18 protein-coding genes are annotated in these 16611 nt (G+C 34.7%); 10 read left to right on the top strand and 8 right to left on the bottom strand.

Annotated elements, in window-relative coordinates; all coding sequences use genetic code 11:
- Positions 1-408: 408 nt before the first annotated feature.
- From F6K40_RS13235 to F6K40_RS13225, 3 genes are all read right to left on the bottom strand, one after another.
- Positions 409-552, bottom strand: a complete 144-nt coding sequence (locus F6K40_RS13235; RefSeq protein ID WP_293136513.1) for a hypothetical protein — start codon at positions 550-552, stop codon at positions 409-411.
- A 48-nt stretch (positions 553-600) separates the two neighbouring features.
- Positions 601-960 carry a hypothetical protein gene (locus F6K40_RS13230; RefSeq protein ID WP_293136511.1) on the bottom strand — a complete coding sequence of 120 codons (360 nt, stop codon included), beginning with the start codon at positions 958-960 and terminating at the stop codon, positions 601-603.
- 228 nt (positions 961-1188) lie between these two features.
- Positions 1189-1623, bottom strand: a complete 435-nt coding sequence (locus tag F6K40_RS13225; RefSeq protein ID WP_293136509.1) for a pentapeptide repeat-containing protein — start codon at positions 1621-1623, stop codon at positions 1189-1191.
- 145 nt (positions 1624-1768) lie between these two features.
- Between F6K40_RS13225 and F6K40_RS13220 the strand changes: the two genes are divergently transcribed.
- Entirely contained in the window at positions 1769-2317 is a 549-nt protein-coding gene (locus F6K40_RS13220) for a YraN family protein (protein WP_293136507.1), read from the top strand.
- Positions 2318-2441: 124 nt separating this feature from the next.
- Here the strand turns inward: F6K40_RS13220 and F6K40_RS13215 are convergent, their stop codons facing one another.
- Complete coding sequence (locus tag F6K40_RS13215; protein WP_293136555.1) at positions 2442-2831, bottom strand: hypothetical protein; 390 nt, start codon at positions 2829-2831, stop codon at positions 2442-2444.
- 354 nt (positions 2832-3185) lie between these two features.
- Here F6K40_RS13215 and queA point away from each other — a divergent pair, with 354 nt between their 5' ends.
- Positions 3186-4286: a tRNA preQ1(34) S-adenosylmethionine ribosyltransferase-isomerase QueA gene (gene queA, locus F6K40_RS13210; RefSeq protein ID WP_293136505.1), complete on the top strand. Its 1101-nt coding sequence runs from the start codon at positions 3186-3188 to the stop codon at positions 4284-4286.
- Positions 4287-5404: 1118 nt separating this feature from the next.
- Here queA and rpmF read toward each other — a convergent pair.
- Positions 5405-5581: a 50S ribosomal protein L32 gene (gene rpmF, locus F6K40_RS13205; RefSeq protein ID WP_293136503.1), complete on the bottom strand. Its 177-nt coding sequence runs from the start codon at positions 5579-5581 to the stop codon at positions 5405-5407.
- A 237-nt stretch (positions 5582-5818) separates the two neighbouring features.
- Complete coding sequence (locus F6K40_RS13200; protein ID WP_293136501.1) at positions 5819-6298, bottom strand: NINE protein; 480 nt, start codon at positions 6296-6298, stop codon at positions 5819-5821.
- A gap of 539 nt (positions 6299-6837) precedes the next feature.
- Between F6K40_RS13200 and acsF the strand changes: the two genes are divergently transcribed.
- Positions 6838-7914 (top strand): magnesium-protoporphyrin IX monomethyl ester (oxidative) cyclase, encoded by a 1077-nt coding sequence (acsF, locus tag F6K40_RS13195; RefSeq protein ID WP_293136499.1) that lies wholly within the window; start codon positions 6838-6840, stop codon positions 7912-7914.
- A gap of 525 nt (positions 7915-8439) precedes the next feature.
- On the opposite strand, the gene F6K40_RS13190 is transcribed toward acsF, so the two are convergent.
- Positions 8440-8634: a hypothetical protein gene (locus F6K40_RS13190; RefSeq protein ID WP_293136497.1), complete on the bottom strand. Its 195-nt coding sequence runs from the start codon at positions 8632-8634 to the stop codon at positions 8440-8442.
- Positions 8635-8650: 16 nt separating this feature from the next.
- Entirely contained in the window at positions 8651-9445 is a 795-nt protein-coding gene (locus tag F6K40_RS13185) for an endonuclease/exonuclease/phosphatase family protein (RefSeq protein WP_293136495.1), read from the bottom strand.
- Positions 9446-11748: 2303 nt separating this feature from the next.
- On the opposite strand from F6K40_RS13185, the gene F6K40_RS13180 reads away from it, so the two are divergent.
- The 7 genes from F6K40_RS13180 to F6K40_RS13155 all read left to right on the top strand — a co-directional run bounded on the left by F6K40_RS13180 (position 11749) and on the right by F6K40_RS13155 (position 15993).
- Positions 11749-11967, top strand: a complete 219-nt coding sequence (locus F6K40_RS13180) for a hypothetical protein (protein ID WP_293136493.1) — start codon at positions 11749-11751, stop codon at positions 11965-11967.
- A 470-nt stretch (positions 11968-12437) separates the two neighbouring features.
- A complete protein-coding gene (locus tag F6K40_RS13175) occupies positions 12438-14000 on the top strand; it encodes a mechanosensitive ion channel family protein (protein WP_293136553.1) in 1563 nt (520 codons plus the stop codon).
- A gap of 487 nt (positions 14001-14487) precedes the next feature.
- Positions 14488-14706 carry a helix-turn-helix domain-containing protein gene (locus F6K40_RS40830; protein WP_365671322.1) on the top strand — a complete coding sequence of 73 codons (219 nt, stop codon included), beginning with the start codon at positions 14488-14490 and terminating at the stop codon, positions 14704-14706.
- Positions 14624-15157, top strand: coding sequence for an RNA-guided endonuclease InsQ/TnpB family protein (locus F6K40_RS13170; protein WP_293136491.1), 534 nt, complete (start codon positions 14624-14626; stop codon positions 15155-15157). Before F6K40_RS40830 ends, F6K40_RS13170 begins: the two co-directional genes overlap by 83 nt.
- A gap of 1 nt (position 15158) precedes the next feature.
- On the top strand, positions 15159-15365 hold the full coding sequence (locus F6K40_RS13165) for a transposase (RefSeq protein WP_293136489.1): 207 nt from the start codon (positions 15159-15161) through the stop codon (positions 15363-15365).
- Between the two features lie 83 nt (positions 15366-15448).
- Positions 15449-15838, top strand: a complete 390-nt coding sequence (locus F6K40_RS13160; protein ID WP_293136487.1) for a zinc ribbon domain-containing protein — start codon at positions 15449-15451, stop codon at positions 15836-15838.
- Positions 15839-15867: 29 nt separating this feature from the next.
- Positions 15868-15993: a nucleotidyltransferase domain-containing protein gene (locus F6K40_RS13155; RefSeq protein ID WP_293136485.1), complete on the top strand. Its 126-nt coding sequence runs from the start codon at positions 15868-15870 to the stop codon at positions 15991-15993.
- Positions 15994-16611: the final 618 nt, after the last annotated feature.

Genomic DNA, 16611 nt, shown 5'->3' with positions numbered 1-16611 from the left:
AAAAGAGCGACTCGCAACGTCCGAACACCTCTCCTCATATTTCTCTGTCAAAATCTCAAAATTTAATCAGACAAACCTCTAGGTATCTGACGCTTATTTTCAGAAAAGAGCGACTCGCAACGTCCGAGCGTCTCTGCTCATATTTCTCTGTCAAAATTTCAAAATTTCATCAGACAAACCTCTAGGTATCTGACGCTTATTTTCAGAAAAGAGCGACTCGCAACGTCCGAGCGTCTCTGCTCATATTTCTCTGTGAAAATTTCAAAATTTCATCAGACAAACCTTTAGCTATCTGACGCTTATTTTCAGAAAAGAACGACTCGCAACGTCCGAGCGTCTCTACTCATATTTCTCTGTGAAAATTTCAAAATTTCATCAGACAAACCTTTAGCTATCTGACGCTTATTTTCAGAAAAGAACGACTCGCAACGTCCGAGCGTCTCTACTCATATTTCTCTGTGAAAATCTCAAAATTTCATCAGACAAACCTCTAGCTATCTGACACTTATTTTCCCAAAGAACGACTCGCAACGTCCGAGCGTCTCTACTCATATTTCTCTGTGAAAATCTAAAAATTTTATCAAACAAATCTCTAGCAATCTAACTCAAATTTTCCCAAAGAGCGACTCGCCACATCCGAACACCTCTACCAATTTTTCTCTCTAAAAATTGAAAAATTTCATCAAACAAACCTCTAGCAATCTGACGCTTATTTTCCCAAAGAGCGACTCGCCACAAAAGATCGCCTCTCCTCATATTTCTCTCTAAAAATTGAAAAATTTCATCAAATAAACCTCTAGCAATCTGACCCTTATTTTCCCAAAGAGCGACTCGCAGCGTCCGAGCGTCTCTACCAATATTTCTCTCTAAAAAAAAAGCTAAAAAATTATCACTTTTAGCAAATGGATAATAGGAAATAAGGAATAGAAAAAAAGTATTTTTGCATAAGTATTCAGCCATTAGCTGTCACCTTTAAGCAATAAAACCCCGTCTAAAAAAGCGGGGTTTAAATAAATATAGACTCTAATATCAAAGGAAAGCGCTTTTGTAGTAAGATTGAATTCTAACTCAATTAACAAAGCTTTCTATCCCATACCAAAACTAATAGCTAATAGCTAACAGTTGAATGCTGACATTTTTGCAAATATCAGATGCACCAAAATTCTCTCTCCTAACACTGAATTATAATCAATCACAAAAGAGTGTATCTCTTGTTTCATTACCCGTCATAGGATTTATACCTTGAGCAATTTCACATAACTCTTTTTGAGTATCTTCTCGCAAAAAAGCATCAGTAAAATCTGCTCCATCAATAATTGCACCACGAAATTGAGTATGGAAAGCAAAAGCACCTTCCAAAATAGCATTAGTCAAATTTGCTTTGTTAAAACTAGCATTATCCAAAGTAGAATAACTCAGATTTGCTCCCTCTAAATTAGCTCCTTCTAAGTGAGCGCCAAACAAACTAACTCCACTCAAATTTGCATTAGTAAAATCACTTTTACGCAGAATAGATTTAGTAAATGAATCATTAGTTAAGTCTCTACCAGAAAAATCCTTACCTACCAAGATTTGTGCGTTATAATCATCAGCTAGAGTAGGTGTCGCGTTAGTAAATATCAAGGCAGTTATTGCCCCAATCCCAGTGATATATACTATTAATGAAAAGACGAAACTGATTAAAATTTGGAAAGTTTTCTGTTGTCTGAAATTCATACTATTTCTGGCTAATTTACTCTCAACAGTCCATAATTTAGAATAAACCAAAATGAGTCTTTTTTCATCCCATAAATCAGCTTGTATTTCCCCAAAAATAGATAAAGGTATTTTGGGAGAAAACTTAGTGGCAAAATGGCTAATTCAACAAGGTTGGCAAATACTCCATCGCCGGTGGCAATGTCGCTGGGGAGAATTAGATATTATCGCTGTGAAAACTGCTCCCTTGAAGGATAGCTCTAGTCAAAATTTGCCAAATTCTTCCATTATAGCATTTGTAGAGGTAAAAACCCGTAGTCGAGGTAACTGGGACGAAAATGGTTTACTAGCAATTACAGAGTCAAAACAAACAAAACTCTGGCAAACCGCAGAACTGTTTTTAAGCGATCGCCCAGAATTAGCAGATTATTCCTGTAGATTTGATGTAGCCTTAGTTAGGTGCAATTATACTCAAAAAAAATCTCCCTTCCCGATCGCCACATCACGAGAAGAGCAACTATCTAAATTAACCGTTGAGATTGGAAATTCCGTTAACTTAGCAGGTTATCAACTAATTTTACAAAACTATATTTCTTCTGCTTTTACTATTCATTTGGACTAAATACTTACAATTATGAAGAATTAATTAAGTAGATATTACTCTTGTTGTACCCATACTAATATTAGTAATATCCCATATAATAGATGTATAGGTACAAACAAGCCAGAGTCAGCTTCAATCAAGATTAACCCAAGGTTTCTGGGCAATATCCCAAACCCTTGACAAATTGGGAGCGAAATGCTTCTATTTCCTCTTGATTTGGTTGTCCATGGGAAACCACTGCTACCTGATAACGTCTCATCACACTTAAGGGAGATTGTCCAGTTTCCAATCCCCATAGTGCCATTCTTGCACGAATATCAGGATCGTAAGGTATCCCCAATTCATTCATAAAAGCCCTAAAATCTCCATGTTGTTGAGGAGCCAAATATCGACTCATTTTGATTTTTACAACCCAACCATCAATTTGATGAATCACTGTCATAAATTGAAGTGGTAGTTGATGGGTAGTGTTTAAGTATTCTACCACTCTGAGACACAGGGTAGTATTTGCTAAAAAGTAAAGGTATTCCATATAAATCAAACTATTACCGCTTACAACTGTCACCTTTCGCCCGGTTTAACCTCTAAATTTGATTTTCTTTCTGCTACAGAGGAAAAATTAAAAGTCCTGGGAAAAAGTCATAGGAAGCGGGGCGGGTATTGCCGCTTCCCTATCAACAAATTAGGTATTTGTTATGCAATGTTTAGGAGCCTAAAACAGCTATAGAATCTGTTGTATTTTTGACTACAGCTGTATCTTCGCGACATTCTCCAATTAAATCTATGCTTATATATTCACTCTTATACATGGCAGATTACTAGGGGAGAAGTACCCTAATTTATATGGGGTGTTTTACCCAATTATTACCAGTTATATATTAGTAATATGACTGATTTAGATTGGTCCATCGAGGCTTATGACTATGAACTTCCTCAAGAGCTAATTGCTCAAAATCCAGTTGTACCTAGAGATAGCTCTCGCTTGATGGTTCTAGAGTCCCTCGCACACCGTCATTGTATTTTCAGAGATTTACCAGACTTACTCCAACCAGAAGATTTACTGGTTTTGAATAATACTCGTGTGATTCCTGCTAGACTTTATGGTCAAAAAACAAGTGGTGCTAGGGTAGAAATCTTGTTATTGAAACCAATTACGAGTGATTCTTGGTTAGCTTTGGTAAAACCTGGTAAACGTTTTATCGCTGGGGCAAAAATTGAGTTTGAACCTAATTCATCCTGTGTTTGTGATTATAAGTTGCAAGCCACAGTATTAGCAACAGATCCAGAAACTGGTGGACGTGTTTTACAATTTCATTTGCCCCAAGGAGTTTCTTTACTCAATTTGTTAGACCAATTTGGTCATGTACCTTTTCCTCCTTATGTTACAGATTCACAGGCTCTAACTGAACAATATCAAACTGTATATAGCAAAGTAGCAGGAGCGATCGCTGCTCCTACTGCTGGTTTACATTTTACTGATGAATTACTTGAGAAACTAGAACAACGGAATATTGGACAAGCTTTTGTAACTTTGCACGTTGGTCTTGGTACATTTCGTCCAGTCGAAGTTGAAGATATTACTACCCATAATATACACTCTGAATGGGTAGAAGTATCATCTTTGACTGTAGACAAAATTCACCAGACAAGAGCTAAAGGTGGACGAATTATTGCCGTGGGAACAACAGTAGTTAGAGCTATTGAAGGAGCAGCCCAAGCTAATGATAATTATGGCAGCGATCGCTCTTTAATTCAACCATTTTGTGATTATACAAATATATATATTTATCCTGGTTACAAATGGCGGGTGATAGATGGTTTAATTACTAATTTTCATCTGCCACGTTCTAGTTTATTAATGCTTGTCAGTGCAATGATTGGTAGAAAACGTCTTTTAAGTTTATACCAGGATGCAGTTACTAAACAATACCGATTTTATTCTTTTGGTGATGCGATGTTGATCCTACCATCTGCTAGGATTAATTAAAGAAGACTACTATAGTGCAGGTATCTTGTCTAGAATACCTGTACATCATGCTTGATGAAATCCGCTATATATTTTGATATATTATTGCTGTATATTTTGAGATATTATTTTTTTACATATTAGGCATTTTTTCACAACTGATATCTAAAGCAGGGGTGTTTTAATAAGAGTAAATTCATTTAATGAATAATGGATAATTACCTCTGCTTAAAACGGCAACAGAATTGAATATCGGGAAATCTTTTTAATGAATAATGAAAACTATCTCTAATTATCAATTGTCAATTATCAAGTTCGCCATTGGTAAGAAGAAGCAATAAAGCAAATTGATTAATTATCAATTATTCATTGGTAAAACGTATCAGGGAAATGAGCTTGGCAGGTATGGGTTGGTGGGCAGAGCTAATTCTTTGTCGTCAGAGAATATTTACAACTCTATATTTTTTGAGTTCGTGTATTTCCCATCCTCGCCATCCTCTCTTTTTTTCTCTCTTGTGACAATAAATTGACTCTGGAAATGAAATATCTCTATATGTCAGGGGCTTTAAAAATTGGTGTTGCATAAATGCACTGTGGAATGGGCATCTTGCCCGTTATTAATAGTTTTGTGGAAGTGGAATGGGCATCTTGCCCGTTATTAATAGTTTTGTGGAAGTGGAATGGGCATCTTGCCTGTTATTAATATTTGTGGAATGGGCATCCTGCCCGTTATTCATATTTTGGGACGGGAACGAACAGGCCGGATGCCTGTCCCACCCCCACTTAATATTTATCCGTTAATTGACATACTCCCGACGTTGCCCTTACGGGACAACGCGGGATTCTGAGCGTCTGGGAAACCCTGACCGCGGAGCATGACAGAGGTGATGTCCTCCCCCTGTTTTGGCTTTTACAATAACAAAATGCTCCTAGCTTGTGTCTTGGGCATATGAACGTTTAGCTTATGAAGGTATCCAAATCCTGGCCTAGGCTTTCATCCCGACGCTCCCCCTCCCCCCTATGCACGGGGGGTTAGGGGGGATGGAGAGCGCGGGACAACAGCCAGGAAAGTTAATCAACGCCTAAAAATTGGCCTAATGTTAATAGTTCAACCATTTGCAAATTAAAGCCCCAGTTAATTAATTTTCTTCCTCTTCCTCCTCATTACTTGGATATACAAAACTATGGGAACGTTGAGTTAATACTGATTTCCCTAGAGATAATGCTTTCTTTGCTTCTAGCTTTGCCTGGTTTTTCCAGTTAGCCTTCCGCATATTTTTCTTAGATTTTGAGGTTCTCTTCTTTGGTACAGCCATAAAAGTTATTCTATTCTCTAAACAAAATACAAATAATTTTACACACAGATCCCTATCTTATCTTAATTTTACTAACTATGGAAGACTTTCATTAATGGATAATGGATAATGGATAATGGATAATTACCTCTGAAAAAATCCTCAAAGCCTTACTAATTAATACTTTTGAATTTTTACTTCCGCGTAGCGGCACTATCTACTCCCTAAATATATTTTACTGATTAATTGTTTGCCAAATTAAAGTTCATGGAAATGGTAAATTACAATTCCTGTCTCTGGATGGTTATCTACACTAACATAGCCAGTTTTGAGCATTTCTTTCAGAGTTTCTTCTACTTCTGCAAAGCTAGCTCCTGTTGCCATGACTCCTTGAGTAACAGATAATTTTCCTCCCTTTGTAGAAGCTGTTTTGAGTAAGGCAATCATTAATTGTTGACGGGTTTGTGGAGCAGAGGCTTTCATAGCGATCGCTCCATTTGATTGATCTAATGGTACTCCTTGAGATGAAATACCAAATTTAGCTCTAACTTTGGTGTTATGTTCTTCTACCATACTGGGAATTAACAACAAGTCGATAAATTGGCCAACTCCAAATAACCCGTACGTAAACAGCCAAATTAGACCTGTGAAAATTTTACCATTGTAGATCCGATGGCATCCACTTAAGCCCAGTAAGCAAGCTGCCCAGAATAGGTAACTGTACCCTATATTATTCATTGCTCGGAATTTATAATTTATAATTTATAATTTAAAAGTCAAAAGTTAAACTCGCAGCACGGACTAAATTTGAGAGGAGTGAGAATGTCCTAACTGGCCTGGTGACTACTATATTTTAAAATATCAAAAGTTACGCAAAGAACTTCAAGAGTTTAAAAAGCTGAAGTCGATGACAGTCCTGGAACTGATGAGAATTTCAAACCAGCGGATTTATCCCCTTACTCTAATAATTTTCAGAATCCACAAGATTTTAGTTTGTCGAGTGTCAAATGAATATCAAAATCAAAAAATTAATTTGGGTGGATTTTTGTCCATCAAACTAACTACACTGTCTTTGCAATTCTTAACACAAATTGTGTATTTCATACCCCTAGACCTTGATAAACTGTTTGGGATAGAAAATATAGTACCATTTCGAGCATTATCTCTATAGACTATAGAAATGGAGCTGATTTATAGTGGAGCAATTTTAAAAATATCTCCATCCTGGCTCACTATCAATAGAAATAGATTCATAACTTCAGAAAACAACAAAACTTATGGTAGATACTCTAAAAAAATCAGACTTTCAAGAAATGCGTCCAGGGGTAAAAGTCCCCTCTAAAGAAACTATCCTCACACCTCGATTCTATACAACAGATTTTGATGAGATGGCTAAAATGGACATCTCTGTGAATGAAGATGAATTGATGGCTATTTTGGAAGAATTCCGTGCAGATTATAATCGCCATCATTTTGTTAGGGATGAGGAATTTGAACAATCTTGGGATCATATTGATGGGGATACTCGTAGTTTATTTATTGAGTTTCTAGAACGTTCTTGTACTGCTGAATTTTCTGGCTTTTTACTCTACAAAGAATTAGGTCGTCGTCTCAAAGATAAAAGCCCTGTTTTGGCTGAGTGTTTTAATTTAATGTCACGAGATGAAGCTCGTCATGCAGGTTTTTTGAACAAGGCAATGTCGGATTTTAATTTGTCTTTGGATTTAGGATTTCTGACTAAAAGTCGTAAGTATACTTTCTTTAAACCAAAGTTTATTTTCTACGCTACTTATCTATCGGAAAAAATTGGTTATTGGCGTTATATTACTATTTATCGTCATTTAGAAGCTAATCCAGAAGATAGAATTTATCCTATTTTCCGTTTCTTTGAAAATTGGTGTCAGGATGAAAATCGTCATGGAGATTTCTTTGATGCTATTATGAGGGCAAATCCGGAATTTTTGAATGACTGGAAAGCAAAATTATGGTGTAGATTTTTCTTACTTTCTGTTTTTGCTACTATGTATTTGAATGACATTCAGAGGTCTGATTTTTATGCTTCTATTGGTTTGAATGCTCGTGATTATGATAAGTATGTGATTGAGAAGACTAATGAAACTTCGGGGCGAGTTTTTCCAGTGATTTTAGATGTGGAAGATCCTGGGTTTTATGAAAGATTAGAAGTTTGCGTGAAGAATAATGAAAAGTTGACAGCGATCGCTAATTCTAATCGTCCTAGTTTTGTGAAGCTTTTCCAGAAGTTACCTTTGTATTTATCTAATGGTTGGCAATTCTTAAAGTTGTATTTAATGAAGCCAATTGAAACTGCTTCTATGCAAAGTTCTGTTCGTTAATATAGTTAATAATTAATTTTTTGATTTTAGTAGCCTTGTGTCAAACAAGGCTATTTATTTATGTTTATTGAGTAAAATATAATCATTACTTGTAATAAGATTATTATAAGCATTTAGCTAGCTCGCGGTTAGTTGTTTGATAAATAATGAATATACACTTTTCCTTAGTCAAGGTCAGTTTTTTTCGCAAATAAAATAATTTTAATTCTTCTTAAATCTATTAGACAAAATCTGCATTAATTCCTGCTCAAAAGGCAATGAATTAATTGCTTATAGCTGACTGCTGATCGTTCAAAATCTTACCTTGAAAAATCAAATTCTCCTAATAAGGGAAAGTGGTCAGAGGGGATTATTCCATGATATTTTTTATTAATTACTTTGACAGCTTGTAAATTTAATCTACTATCATAATAAATAGTATCTATAGCCAGAAAAGATTGGTCTTTCAACAATGAATAATGAATAATGAATAATTAATAATTACCTATCCTTGAAAAGAAGAGGATTGACTAATCATAAAAATTTTTATTTATTATCCCCTATCCAAGGGGAGGCTTTAAACCAAAATTTTTCGGTAAAATTGTTATAAGTCATCTGATTATTTAATTTTAAATTAGATAAAGCATCTAATAAACTTAATCCATTGTCTAAAGGATTTACAAAAGTCTTTCTTGCTATTGAGTCTGGTTTATCGTTAAACTCTCCCGTGATAAAAATCAATGATTTAGCTGAATGGTTACCTTGAAAAATCAAATTCTCCTAATACGGGAAAGTGGTCAGAGGGGATTATTCCATCATATTTTTTATTAATTACTTTGACACTTTGTAAATTTAATCTACTATCATAATAAATAGTATCTATAGCCAAAAAAGCTTGGTCTGTAAAATTGTTATAAGTCATCTGATTATTTAATTTTAAATTAGATAAAGCATCTAATAAACTTAATCCATTGTCTAAAGGATTTAAAAAAGTCTTTCTTGCTACGGAGTCTGGTTTATCGTTAAAGTCTCCTGTGATAAAAACAAATAATTTATCGGGATTTAATTTTTCTTTTTGTAAGCGATCACAAATTAATTTAGAACTTAATTCTCGTGACTTTTTACTATCATAATCTAAGTGAGTATTAACAATAAGTATTTGCTGATTTTCTCCGACAATATCAAATTTTGCCCAAGTAACTATTCTAGGTAAATGATTTCCCCAACTAGGAGTTATACTGCCTGGTATATCTGGTGTCTCACTAAGCCAAAAATCTCCATGATTGAGACAATTTAATTTATTTTTATTGAAAAATATGGCGCAATGTTCATCATTACCTTTACCTGTTCGATCGCTTCCCAGACAATCATAATTAGATAAAAATTGTTGTAAATCTGACAATTGATTTACTTTAACTTCTTGAGTACCAATTATATCTGGTGCATATTCATAAATTAGGTTCGCTACAGCATTTTTTCTGACTTGCCAAGAAAGATTTCCAGGGTCAGGTTTATCGTATCTAATATTAAAAGTAATAATTTTGATTACCATTTTATTCTGTAATTTAAAGATGTAAATATTTGCCCGTGCTTATCATATAAAATTTGAGTAATAGTTATCGTATTGCTAAGGAGTCAAGAGTTATAATTCAGAATCAAGAAAGGATTTGAATAGCATTAATTTTTAAACTCGTATTCAATACAATATATGTATTAAGAATAAATCCTAAATGGGATTACTATATACCGGATTTTCTATAATTATAGAGTTAAAGGAGTCAAAAATTAGGAATCATAATTCAGGATCAAGAAAGGATTTGAATAGTATGGATTTTTTAACTTTAATCTCTGGAAAATTGAGACATTGCTAATAAGATAATTTGAGAAATGATTTCTACAAATTTAATAAAATAATGTTATATAAAATCCGCTTTATTGAACATAAAAAAAATCTCCAATTGTCATAACTACGCTCATCTTTGTGATTCTTTCTCCTCCTGATTCTTGACTTCTGAATTCTAGCTCAATTATGACTTAAGCAATCTATAAATGTTTAACCGAATTTGATATTACAAATAATCTTAAGTGATTAAAGATAAGCAAACAGCAGTAAGCTATTAGTTATTAAATTACTGCCAGTGTTGGTGGGAAATAGTATTGAAAAGTGTCAATAAAAGTTGATACCGCCAGCATTGCTTCTCTTGAATACAAAATTAAAATGAAGCTGTATAGAATCAGATTACCAGAAGAATTACCGTATATTCAAGACGGATAAATTAATAAATTTTATAATTCTGTACAACCTCAAATAAAATTGGTATGAAAAGTATGCCTAGCTGACTACTAATAACTGAATGCTGATAATTAAATAACTTGATTTTTGATATATTTAACAATAAAAATCAAGTCTAGGATTAGTTGCTAAGAGACTAAAATAGCTACCAAGACACAAAAAACATATCAAAAAAGTCTAAAAGATTTAGATTAGAGCAACTAACAGACACACTAGATAAGAAATATTGCTAAGAAAACTTCCCAGTGTTGCTATTTACATACTGGGAAGCTAGTCTATCTATACAGAATCTAGTTATCTAGTGACAAGAAAATTTTCAGGAAGGTTCCCTAATATCAAATCCGGTAGCATCGGTCTAATTAGATAGTTAATTTAGGAGTCACGAGTCGTAGGGGCGATTTCGTTCCGAATGCTGTCGCTTTCCGCGTAATTAGGAGCATGACAAACGGAAATCGCCCGTAGAGGAGTCAGGAGGGAAGAGAACTTAGAAAGATTTACTCTTTGCTGAAAATGAAGGTTTTTTGATACCGAATTAAGCAGATTTGATATAATTTGTTAAAACTCTAAGATTTTCATTTTTTTTTCTAAAAGTGTATAAGTATTACAGCAATTCCCAAAAAGCGTGAGGTAGAAAGAAAATTCGTTTTTTTTAGGGAGTAGGGAGTAAGGATTAAGGAGTAATAATTTGGGAAACCGAGAAACACTATATCATCAATAAACAGATAGAATTACTATTGATTATTTATTACTTTGAGCAGCAAGAACATATATTAAATTATCGAAAAAATGACAGAAACAAACAAAGTAAAATCATCTATTGCCCTCTGCCTTCTGCCTTCTGCCTTTAAGCCAAAATATCTGTATTCTATGTTAATGAAAAGCGCTATAAGTATCATTTTTATTCACAGTATTTTCCTTTGATGGCTTTGGGGAGGTATGATAATTTGTTGGGTGGTTGATATTTGGAATTGGGGGAGAGTTATAGCTGAAGTCAGAAGTTATAAGTTAAATTATTGGTGTGACTAAAGAGGATAGTCTGCTCCAATTTTTCGATTTCCAAACACAAATATCAGCAGAGGTACTTTGAAATTATAAGTTACTTCTATTCAGAAAATATAGTTAGACTAAAAAGCCTAGATAGTAGTATTAGAGTTTGATATTTTCAAACACAAATATCACCAGAGGTACTCTAAAGTGCTAAGTCATTCTTTTCGGAAAATCTAGTCAGACAACCAGAGAATAGTCTTCTCCAAATTTTCGATTTTCAGACACAAATCAGGACTTACACAAAGACACTATATATATCGTGTTAAACCTTCAGACTCTCTCTATATTAGCACTCCTTACTAGGTTCCTCTTAGCGATATAGCTACCGCACTTGCTCCGCCAACGCCTGAACCACAAAATTGTCATAACTAATGGAAAGACATGCTAATATAGTTAGTTTTCCTAATTGTAGATGTTGGTAATTGTCAAGAAATTTTGCAAAAATACTCTAATTATAATAATTATGATAAAATTATATTTGTTAATTTGAGCCAACGATATGAATTTTAACTATATTGATTCATACCAATATTTACTCAATTCTTATACAAATTATACTATCACGCTCTTTAGCAAATCACCTAGAAAATATTAGCCATCACACGATAAATCGTTATTTGAAAATCGAAAATTTTGATGACCAGGATTTATGGAGAAATTTTAAAGAAGAAATTGTAACTAACACAAAAAGTTATTTAATATTTGATGATACAGTTCTCAACTCCGAACAGTAATAAAATTGGGTTAGCGAGGGGACAGTAAAGTGGTATCGGAGCATAAAGTAGTTTGCTTGACTGAGGCTAGGCCAACGTAGTATAGCGATAGTAAATAGTATATATTTCTATCCAAAAAATCGAACAATTTTGGCTAATAGATTATCGCATTTATGACCCAGATACTGATAAAAAAACGTGAGGAGCGATCGTAGAAGAAATGATTTTATGTGTGCTAAACAATAAAAAATTACCATTTAAAACTATATTAATGGATAGTTGGTATGCAACATTTTTGATGGCAACCTTATGCTATGGCTATCTTTAGTAATGTATAGAGTGATAACAGCAAGAATTGTTATAGTAGAAATCCAGAGGATTAATAAGTCCCTTTAGCAGAATTAATTTAGACTATGTTGACACTTTTACAAATATCAAACTCTTCAGGCATAAACTTACCCTCCTGGATCAAAGAGGGATTAGCACTTTTGGTGATTGGAATAGTTTTAGGATTTTTTATATACATGGTACTACTCTCGGCGCTAAAGTCTTTCTTTCGGCGTTCAAGCAATGAGATAGGTATTTTAACTGTAAATATTTTGCAAACTCCTCTACTAATACTTTTTGTAATAACTGCTATCAAAGTATTAATTTACAGTTTAGGATTCTTAGAAAATGTCCCTTTCATTGAAAGATTATTAACAGCAGGAATTGTTGCTGTAATAACTTATTTGATCGATCGGTTATTTACTCAGGTAATTGCTTATTCTCTAAGCAAATATGCAGAAAAAACAGAAGCAGACTGGGATGATGTCTTAATTCCCTTGATTAAAAATACCCTACCAATTCTTATATACTTGGTAGGAAGTTTTTTATTCCTTCAATCATTAGGAATAGATTTAAGTGGATTATGGGTAGCATTTGGTGGTATGACATTTGTACTCGGTTTTGCACTGAGGGATATTTTATCTAACTTCTTTAGTGGATTGGTATTATTAGTAGATACACCATTTCAATTTGGTGATGTTGTGGCTTTACAAGATGGCACAATCGCTGTAATTAAATCTATTGGAATTAGGTTAACAACTTTATATTTAATTGATAGTCATTGCGATTTATTAGTACCTAATGCTGCTTTAGAAAGTCAAAAGTTGGTGAATTTTAGTCGTCCTAATTCTAGCTATTATTATACAATTATTGTACCAATTAGATCTGACAGCGACCCCAATCAAGCTATCAAAATTATCGAAGAAGTGATTTTGAGTCATCCAGATACACTAGGAGAACTTGATAAAAAGTTGGTAGCTATAGAAAATTTTTACAGAATAACAGATCAATTATTAGACAGTGAGGATAATCTTTTATCGAAAAAAGACGCGGGTCGTCAACGTCTTATAGCAGAGGAGAAAGTTAAAGTTAAGCTACAAGAAATTAAGAAAGCGATCGACGAATTAGTTAATAAAATTAAGTTTATGGAAATGGAGGGATTGGACTCTGCAGAAGTTAGGGCTATTCAAGGTTATTATTTAGATGTAGTTAGAATGGTAGGGTTGGAAACAGTATCAGAAAAACAAAAAGGGCAAAGGTCATTATATTTGCAAGAATCACAGAATATGGATGAAGATGCTTTAATTAGTTTGCTGAGAAATTGGTATCGAAACTGGCAAGATGACCCAGATTTAATTGATGCAGACGATCAAGTTTTAGAAAGTGAGTGGGAAAGAAAGATATATTTTTTAATAAAGAGAATGAACAAGTTATTACAGCAAATTGTTAATGCTAATCAGGGTTGGTCAGAAACAAAATTGGATGATTATATAGAAGAATTATGGAAATGGATAGAGGATAGATTCCAAACTTATTCTTTGTGGCAGTCTCCTAAAATTTGGATGCAAGATATGTCTATGGGTGGCGGTCTTGGTACTATTGATATGGCTGTGAAGTTTTTTGTTGATAATGTTAAATTGGAACAATGTCAGCGTGGTAACCGCATCCGCAGTGAAGTTCATGGGGAAATTGTCCGGCGACTCAGACAAGCTTATTTCTACAGATAAATTTCTATTACAATAGAAATATCAATACTACATAATAGAGTTATCTAAATGTTGGCTTTTATACCCGCGCTTTCCATCCCCCCTTTTGTTCCCCCCAATCACAAGCTATCCCTTATAAGGAACTCTTGAAACCCTTGTGGGAGGATGGGGAGGATGGGGAGGATGGGGAGGATGGGGAGGATGGGGAGGATGGGGAGGATTGGGAGGAAGAATTCTGTCTACGTTCATAAAAAAGTGTATTTTTCAATACACTTTCCTCCTGAAAAAGCAGATTCAAAACTTACACATAACTTGTCTATGTTGTCAAGTTTTATGAAAAGAGAAAGATGTTTATAAAGCATAGCTTTCAAAGGGGGGTTAGGGGGGATGGATGAATGCCAACCCATGCTATAATAATAGCACTTAATGTTAGTAATAGGTCGAAAACATTGAAAGCTAGATATAAATATCGTATATATCCGGCAGCATATTCAAATAACTAAATTAAATCAACTCCGCAGGTTGTTGTCGATATGTTTGGAATCAATCATTAGCACATTGTAATCAACTGTATGCTAACGGTAACAATAAACCAAGTTATGTTAATTTAACCAAGCAATTCATAACTCAAGCATGCGCAGGAATTGTTTTGGTTAAAGGAAGTTGCAAGTTCTCCATTACAACAATCTCTCAGAGATTTAGAAAAAGCCTCCAAAAACTTCTTTGATAGTTGCAAAGGGAAGCGAAAAGGAGTAGGGGCGAACGGCCGTTCGCCCGTACAACGACCAAAATTTAAGTCTAGAAAATCTAGGCAATCTGCAAGGTTTGTAGGAAATAACTACAAAATTGGTCAAGACAAAATACATCTAACAAAAGTAGGTAAAATCAAAATAGTTTGGTCTAGAGAATTGCCTGCTGACCCTATTTCTCTAACAATAATCAAAGATTCTGCCAATCGTTATTTTGCTAGTTTTGTAGTAGATATAAATCCTGAGTCTTTCCCTAAAACTAATAATTCAGTAGGAATTGATTTGGGGATTTCGACTTTTGCAACTTTGAGTAATGGAGAAAAGTTTGAAGCGCCAAAAACTCTCAAACAAAACCTTAAAAAGCTAGCTAAATTCCAGTGTAAATTTGCCAAAATAGAAAAAGGAAGTAAACCTATAAGAAAAACGTAGATTGAAAATAGCTAAACTTTCCTTCGGAATGCTGCGCAAACATGCTAAAATTAAAGACATTTCCTTCGGAATGCTGCGCAAACGTACAGATTTCTTGCACAAATTATCGACTGATTTGGTCGAACAATATGACACAATTGTTTTAGAAGACTTGAATGTTTCTGGTATGGTTAAAAATCGGAAGCTGCGTTGCATGCAACGCAGCTAAAGCAATTAGTGACTTAGGATGGCGACAATTCAGAACTTGTACCGACGTTTCGCGAAACGTCGCTTCTGCTAAATGCGAGAAATATGGTAGGGAATTCAAAGTCATTGACAGATGGGAACCCACGAGTCATGCATTGTTCTAACTGTGGTTTTAAAGGCGGTAAGAAAGAACTAAATGTCAGGGAGTGGACTTGCTTAAATTGTGGAACTTTGCACGATCGTGATCTAAACGCTGCTATCAATATTTTAGAAGTTGTTCAGCCAAAAGCCAAGGTTGAAACTCAAGCAATAGAAAATCCGATTCAACTATCACTTTTTGCTGAAGTCGCCGTTCGCGTAGCGTCCCGGAGGGAAGGGGCACAGGTCGATTATTTATCGGACACGGAGGAAGTGTCAGACGCTGTACCGCAGGTCAACGTCGGGAGGATGTCAATGAGCAATATTACCCTGAGAAAAAGTCGTAAAAAGCTTTAGGGTTATTGTGAATTTTGAGTTAATGTAAGATGGATAGAAAAACAGTAGAATCAGGATTAATATTACTTGCTCTGACAGGTTCGCAAGCTTACGGAACTGCCACACCTTCATCTGACTGTGACTATAAAGGAATTGTGCGACTCGTTGGTCACTAAACTAGGAAACTAGGTATAAATGGCCTTCCATGACTAATCTTAAAGGAGGTTAAATATTCAGTCATTGGAAAACTCTTACTTCCTTCGTGGTGAAATTCCACCGCCCTGTTGTTGGGTAGAAAGCGTAGACCACACGGTAGCGACTGAACATCAATCCGTGAAGCTGGTTTAAAAGCGGGATGCGGACCAGTTACCAGGGAGGATACCGCAAGCAAAGGCTGACAAGTGGACGAACAGGAAGGTAATTAAACTCTCGTTATGTAGAGCCATTCCAAAGGTAGCTATGGGATGTAGGGCGAAAGCCAGAGGGGCAATGAATGACTTTATAACTCCAAAGTTATTAACAACCATACCGAACCCTCCGGGAGAATTTACCCTGCTTAAGTTGGCCGTAATAAAGGAATAAGGGAACGAGGAAACCTCTCTAAGACACCTAAGAATATAGGTCGAAATCTTAGGAAGCCATTCAAGGTCAATCTACGCACTTAGACGTAGGTTTTAGGGAGAGTAGGATTGGGTAAGAAGCATACTAATTAATAATTAATAATTAATAATTAATAATTAAGAGCGGACGAATAAGAGTAAATATTCAGTATCTGAATTGCTTGGTTTTCCCTA

Origin of the sequence: Okeania sp. SIO3I5 (assembly GCF_010672085.1) — a bacterium.
Lineage (GTDB): Bacteria > Cyanobacteriota > Cyanobacteriia > Cyanobacteriales > Microcoleaceae > Trichodesmium.
The sequence above is the reverse complement of the archived record's forward strand: the minus strand, read 5'-3'. Positions and strand labels throughout refer to the sequence as shown.

Coding starts and splice junctions, on each gene's coding strand:
- F6K40_RS13185 (WP_293136495.1), bottom strand. CDS start 9,445: ATGGTAATCAAAATTATTACTTTTAATATTAGATACGATAAACCTGAC.
- F6K40_RS13155 (WP_293136485.1), top strand. CDS start 15,868: ATGGATAGAAAAACAGTAGAATCAGGATTAATATTACTTGCTCTGACA.
- queA (WP_293136505.1), top strand. CDS start 3,186: ATGACTGATTTAGATTGGTCCATCGAGGCTTATGACTATGAACTTCCT.
- F6K40_RS13200 (WP_293136501.1), bottom strand. CDS start 6,298: ATGAATAATATAGGGTACAGTTACCTATTCTGGGCAGCTTGCTTACTG.
- F6K40_RS13235 (WP_293136513.1), bottom strand. CDS start 552: ATGAGTAGAGACGCTCGGACGTTGCGAGTCGTTCTTTGGGAAAATAAG.
- F6K40_RS13160 (WP_293136487.1), top strand. CDS start 15,449: ATGGTAGGGAATTCAAAGTCATTGACAGATGGGAACCCACGAGTCATG.
- F6K40_RS13230 (WP_293136511.1), bottom strand. CDS start 960: ATGGCTGAATACTTATGCAAAAATACTTTTTTTCTATTCCTTATTTCC.
- F6K40_RS13220 (WP_293136507.1), top strand. CDS start 1,769: ATGAGTCTTTTTTCATCCCATAAATCAGCTTGTATTTCCCCAAAAATA.
- acsF (WP_293136499.1), top strand. CDS start 6,838: ATGGTAGATACTCTAAAAAAATCAGACTTTCAAGAAATGCGTCCAGGG.
- rpmF (WP_293136503.1), bottom strand. CDS start 5,581: ATGGCTGTACCAAAGAAGAGAACCTCAAAATCTAAGAAAAATATGCGG.
- F6K40_RS13215 (WP_293136555.1), bottom strand. CDS start 2,831: ATGGAATACCTTTACTTTTTAGCAAATACTACCCTGTGTCTCAGAGTG.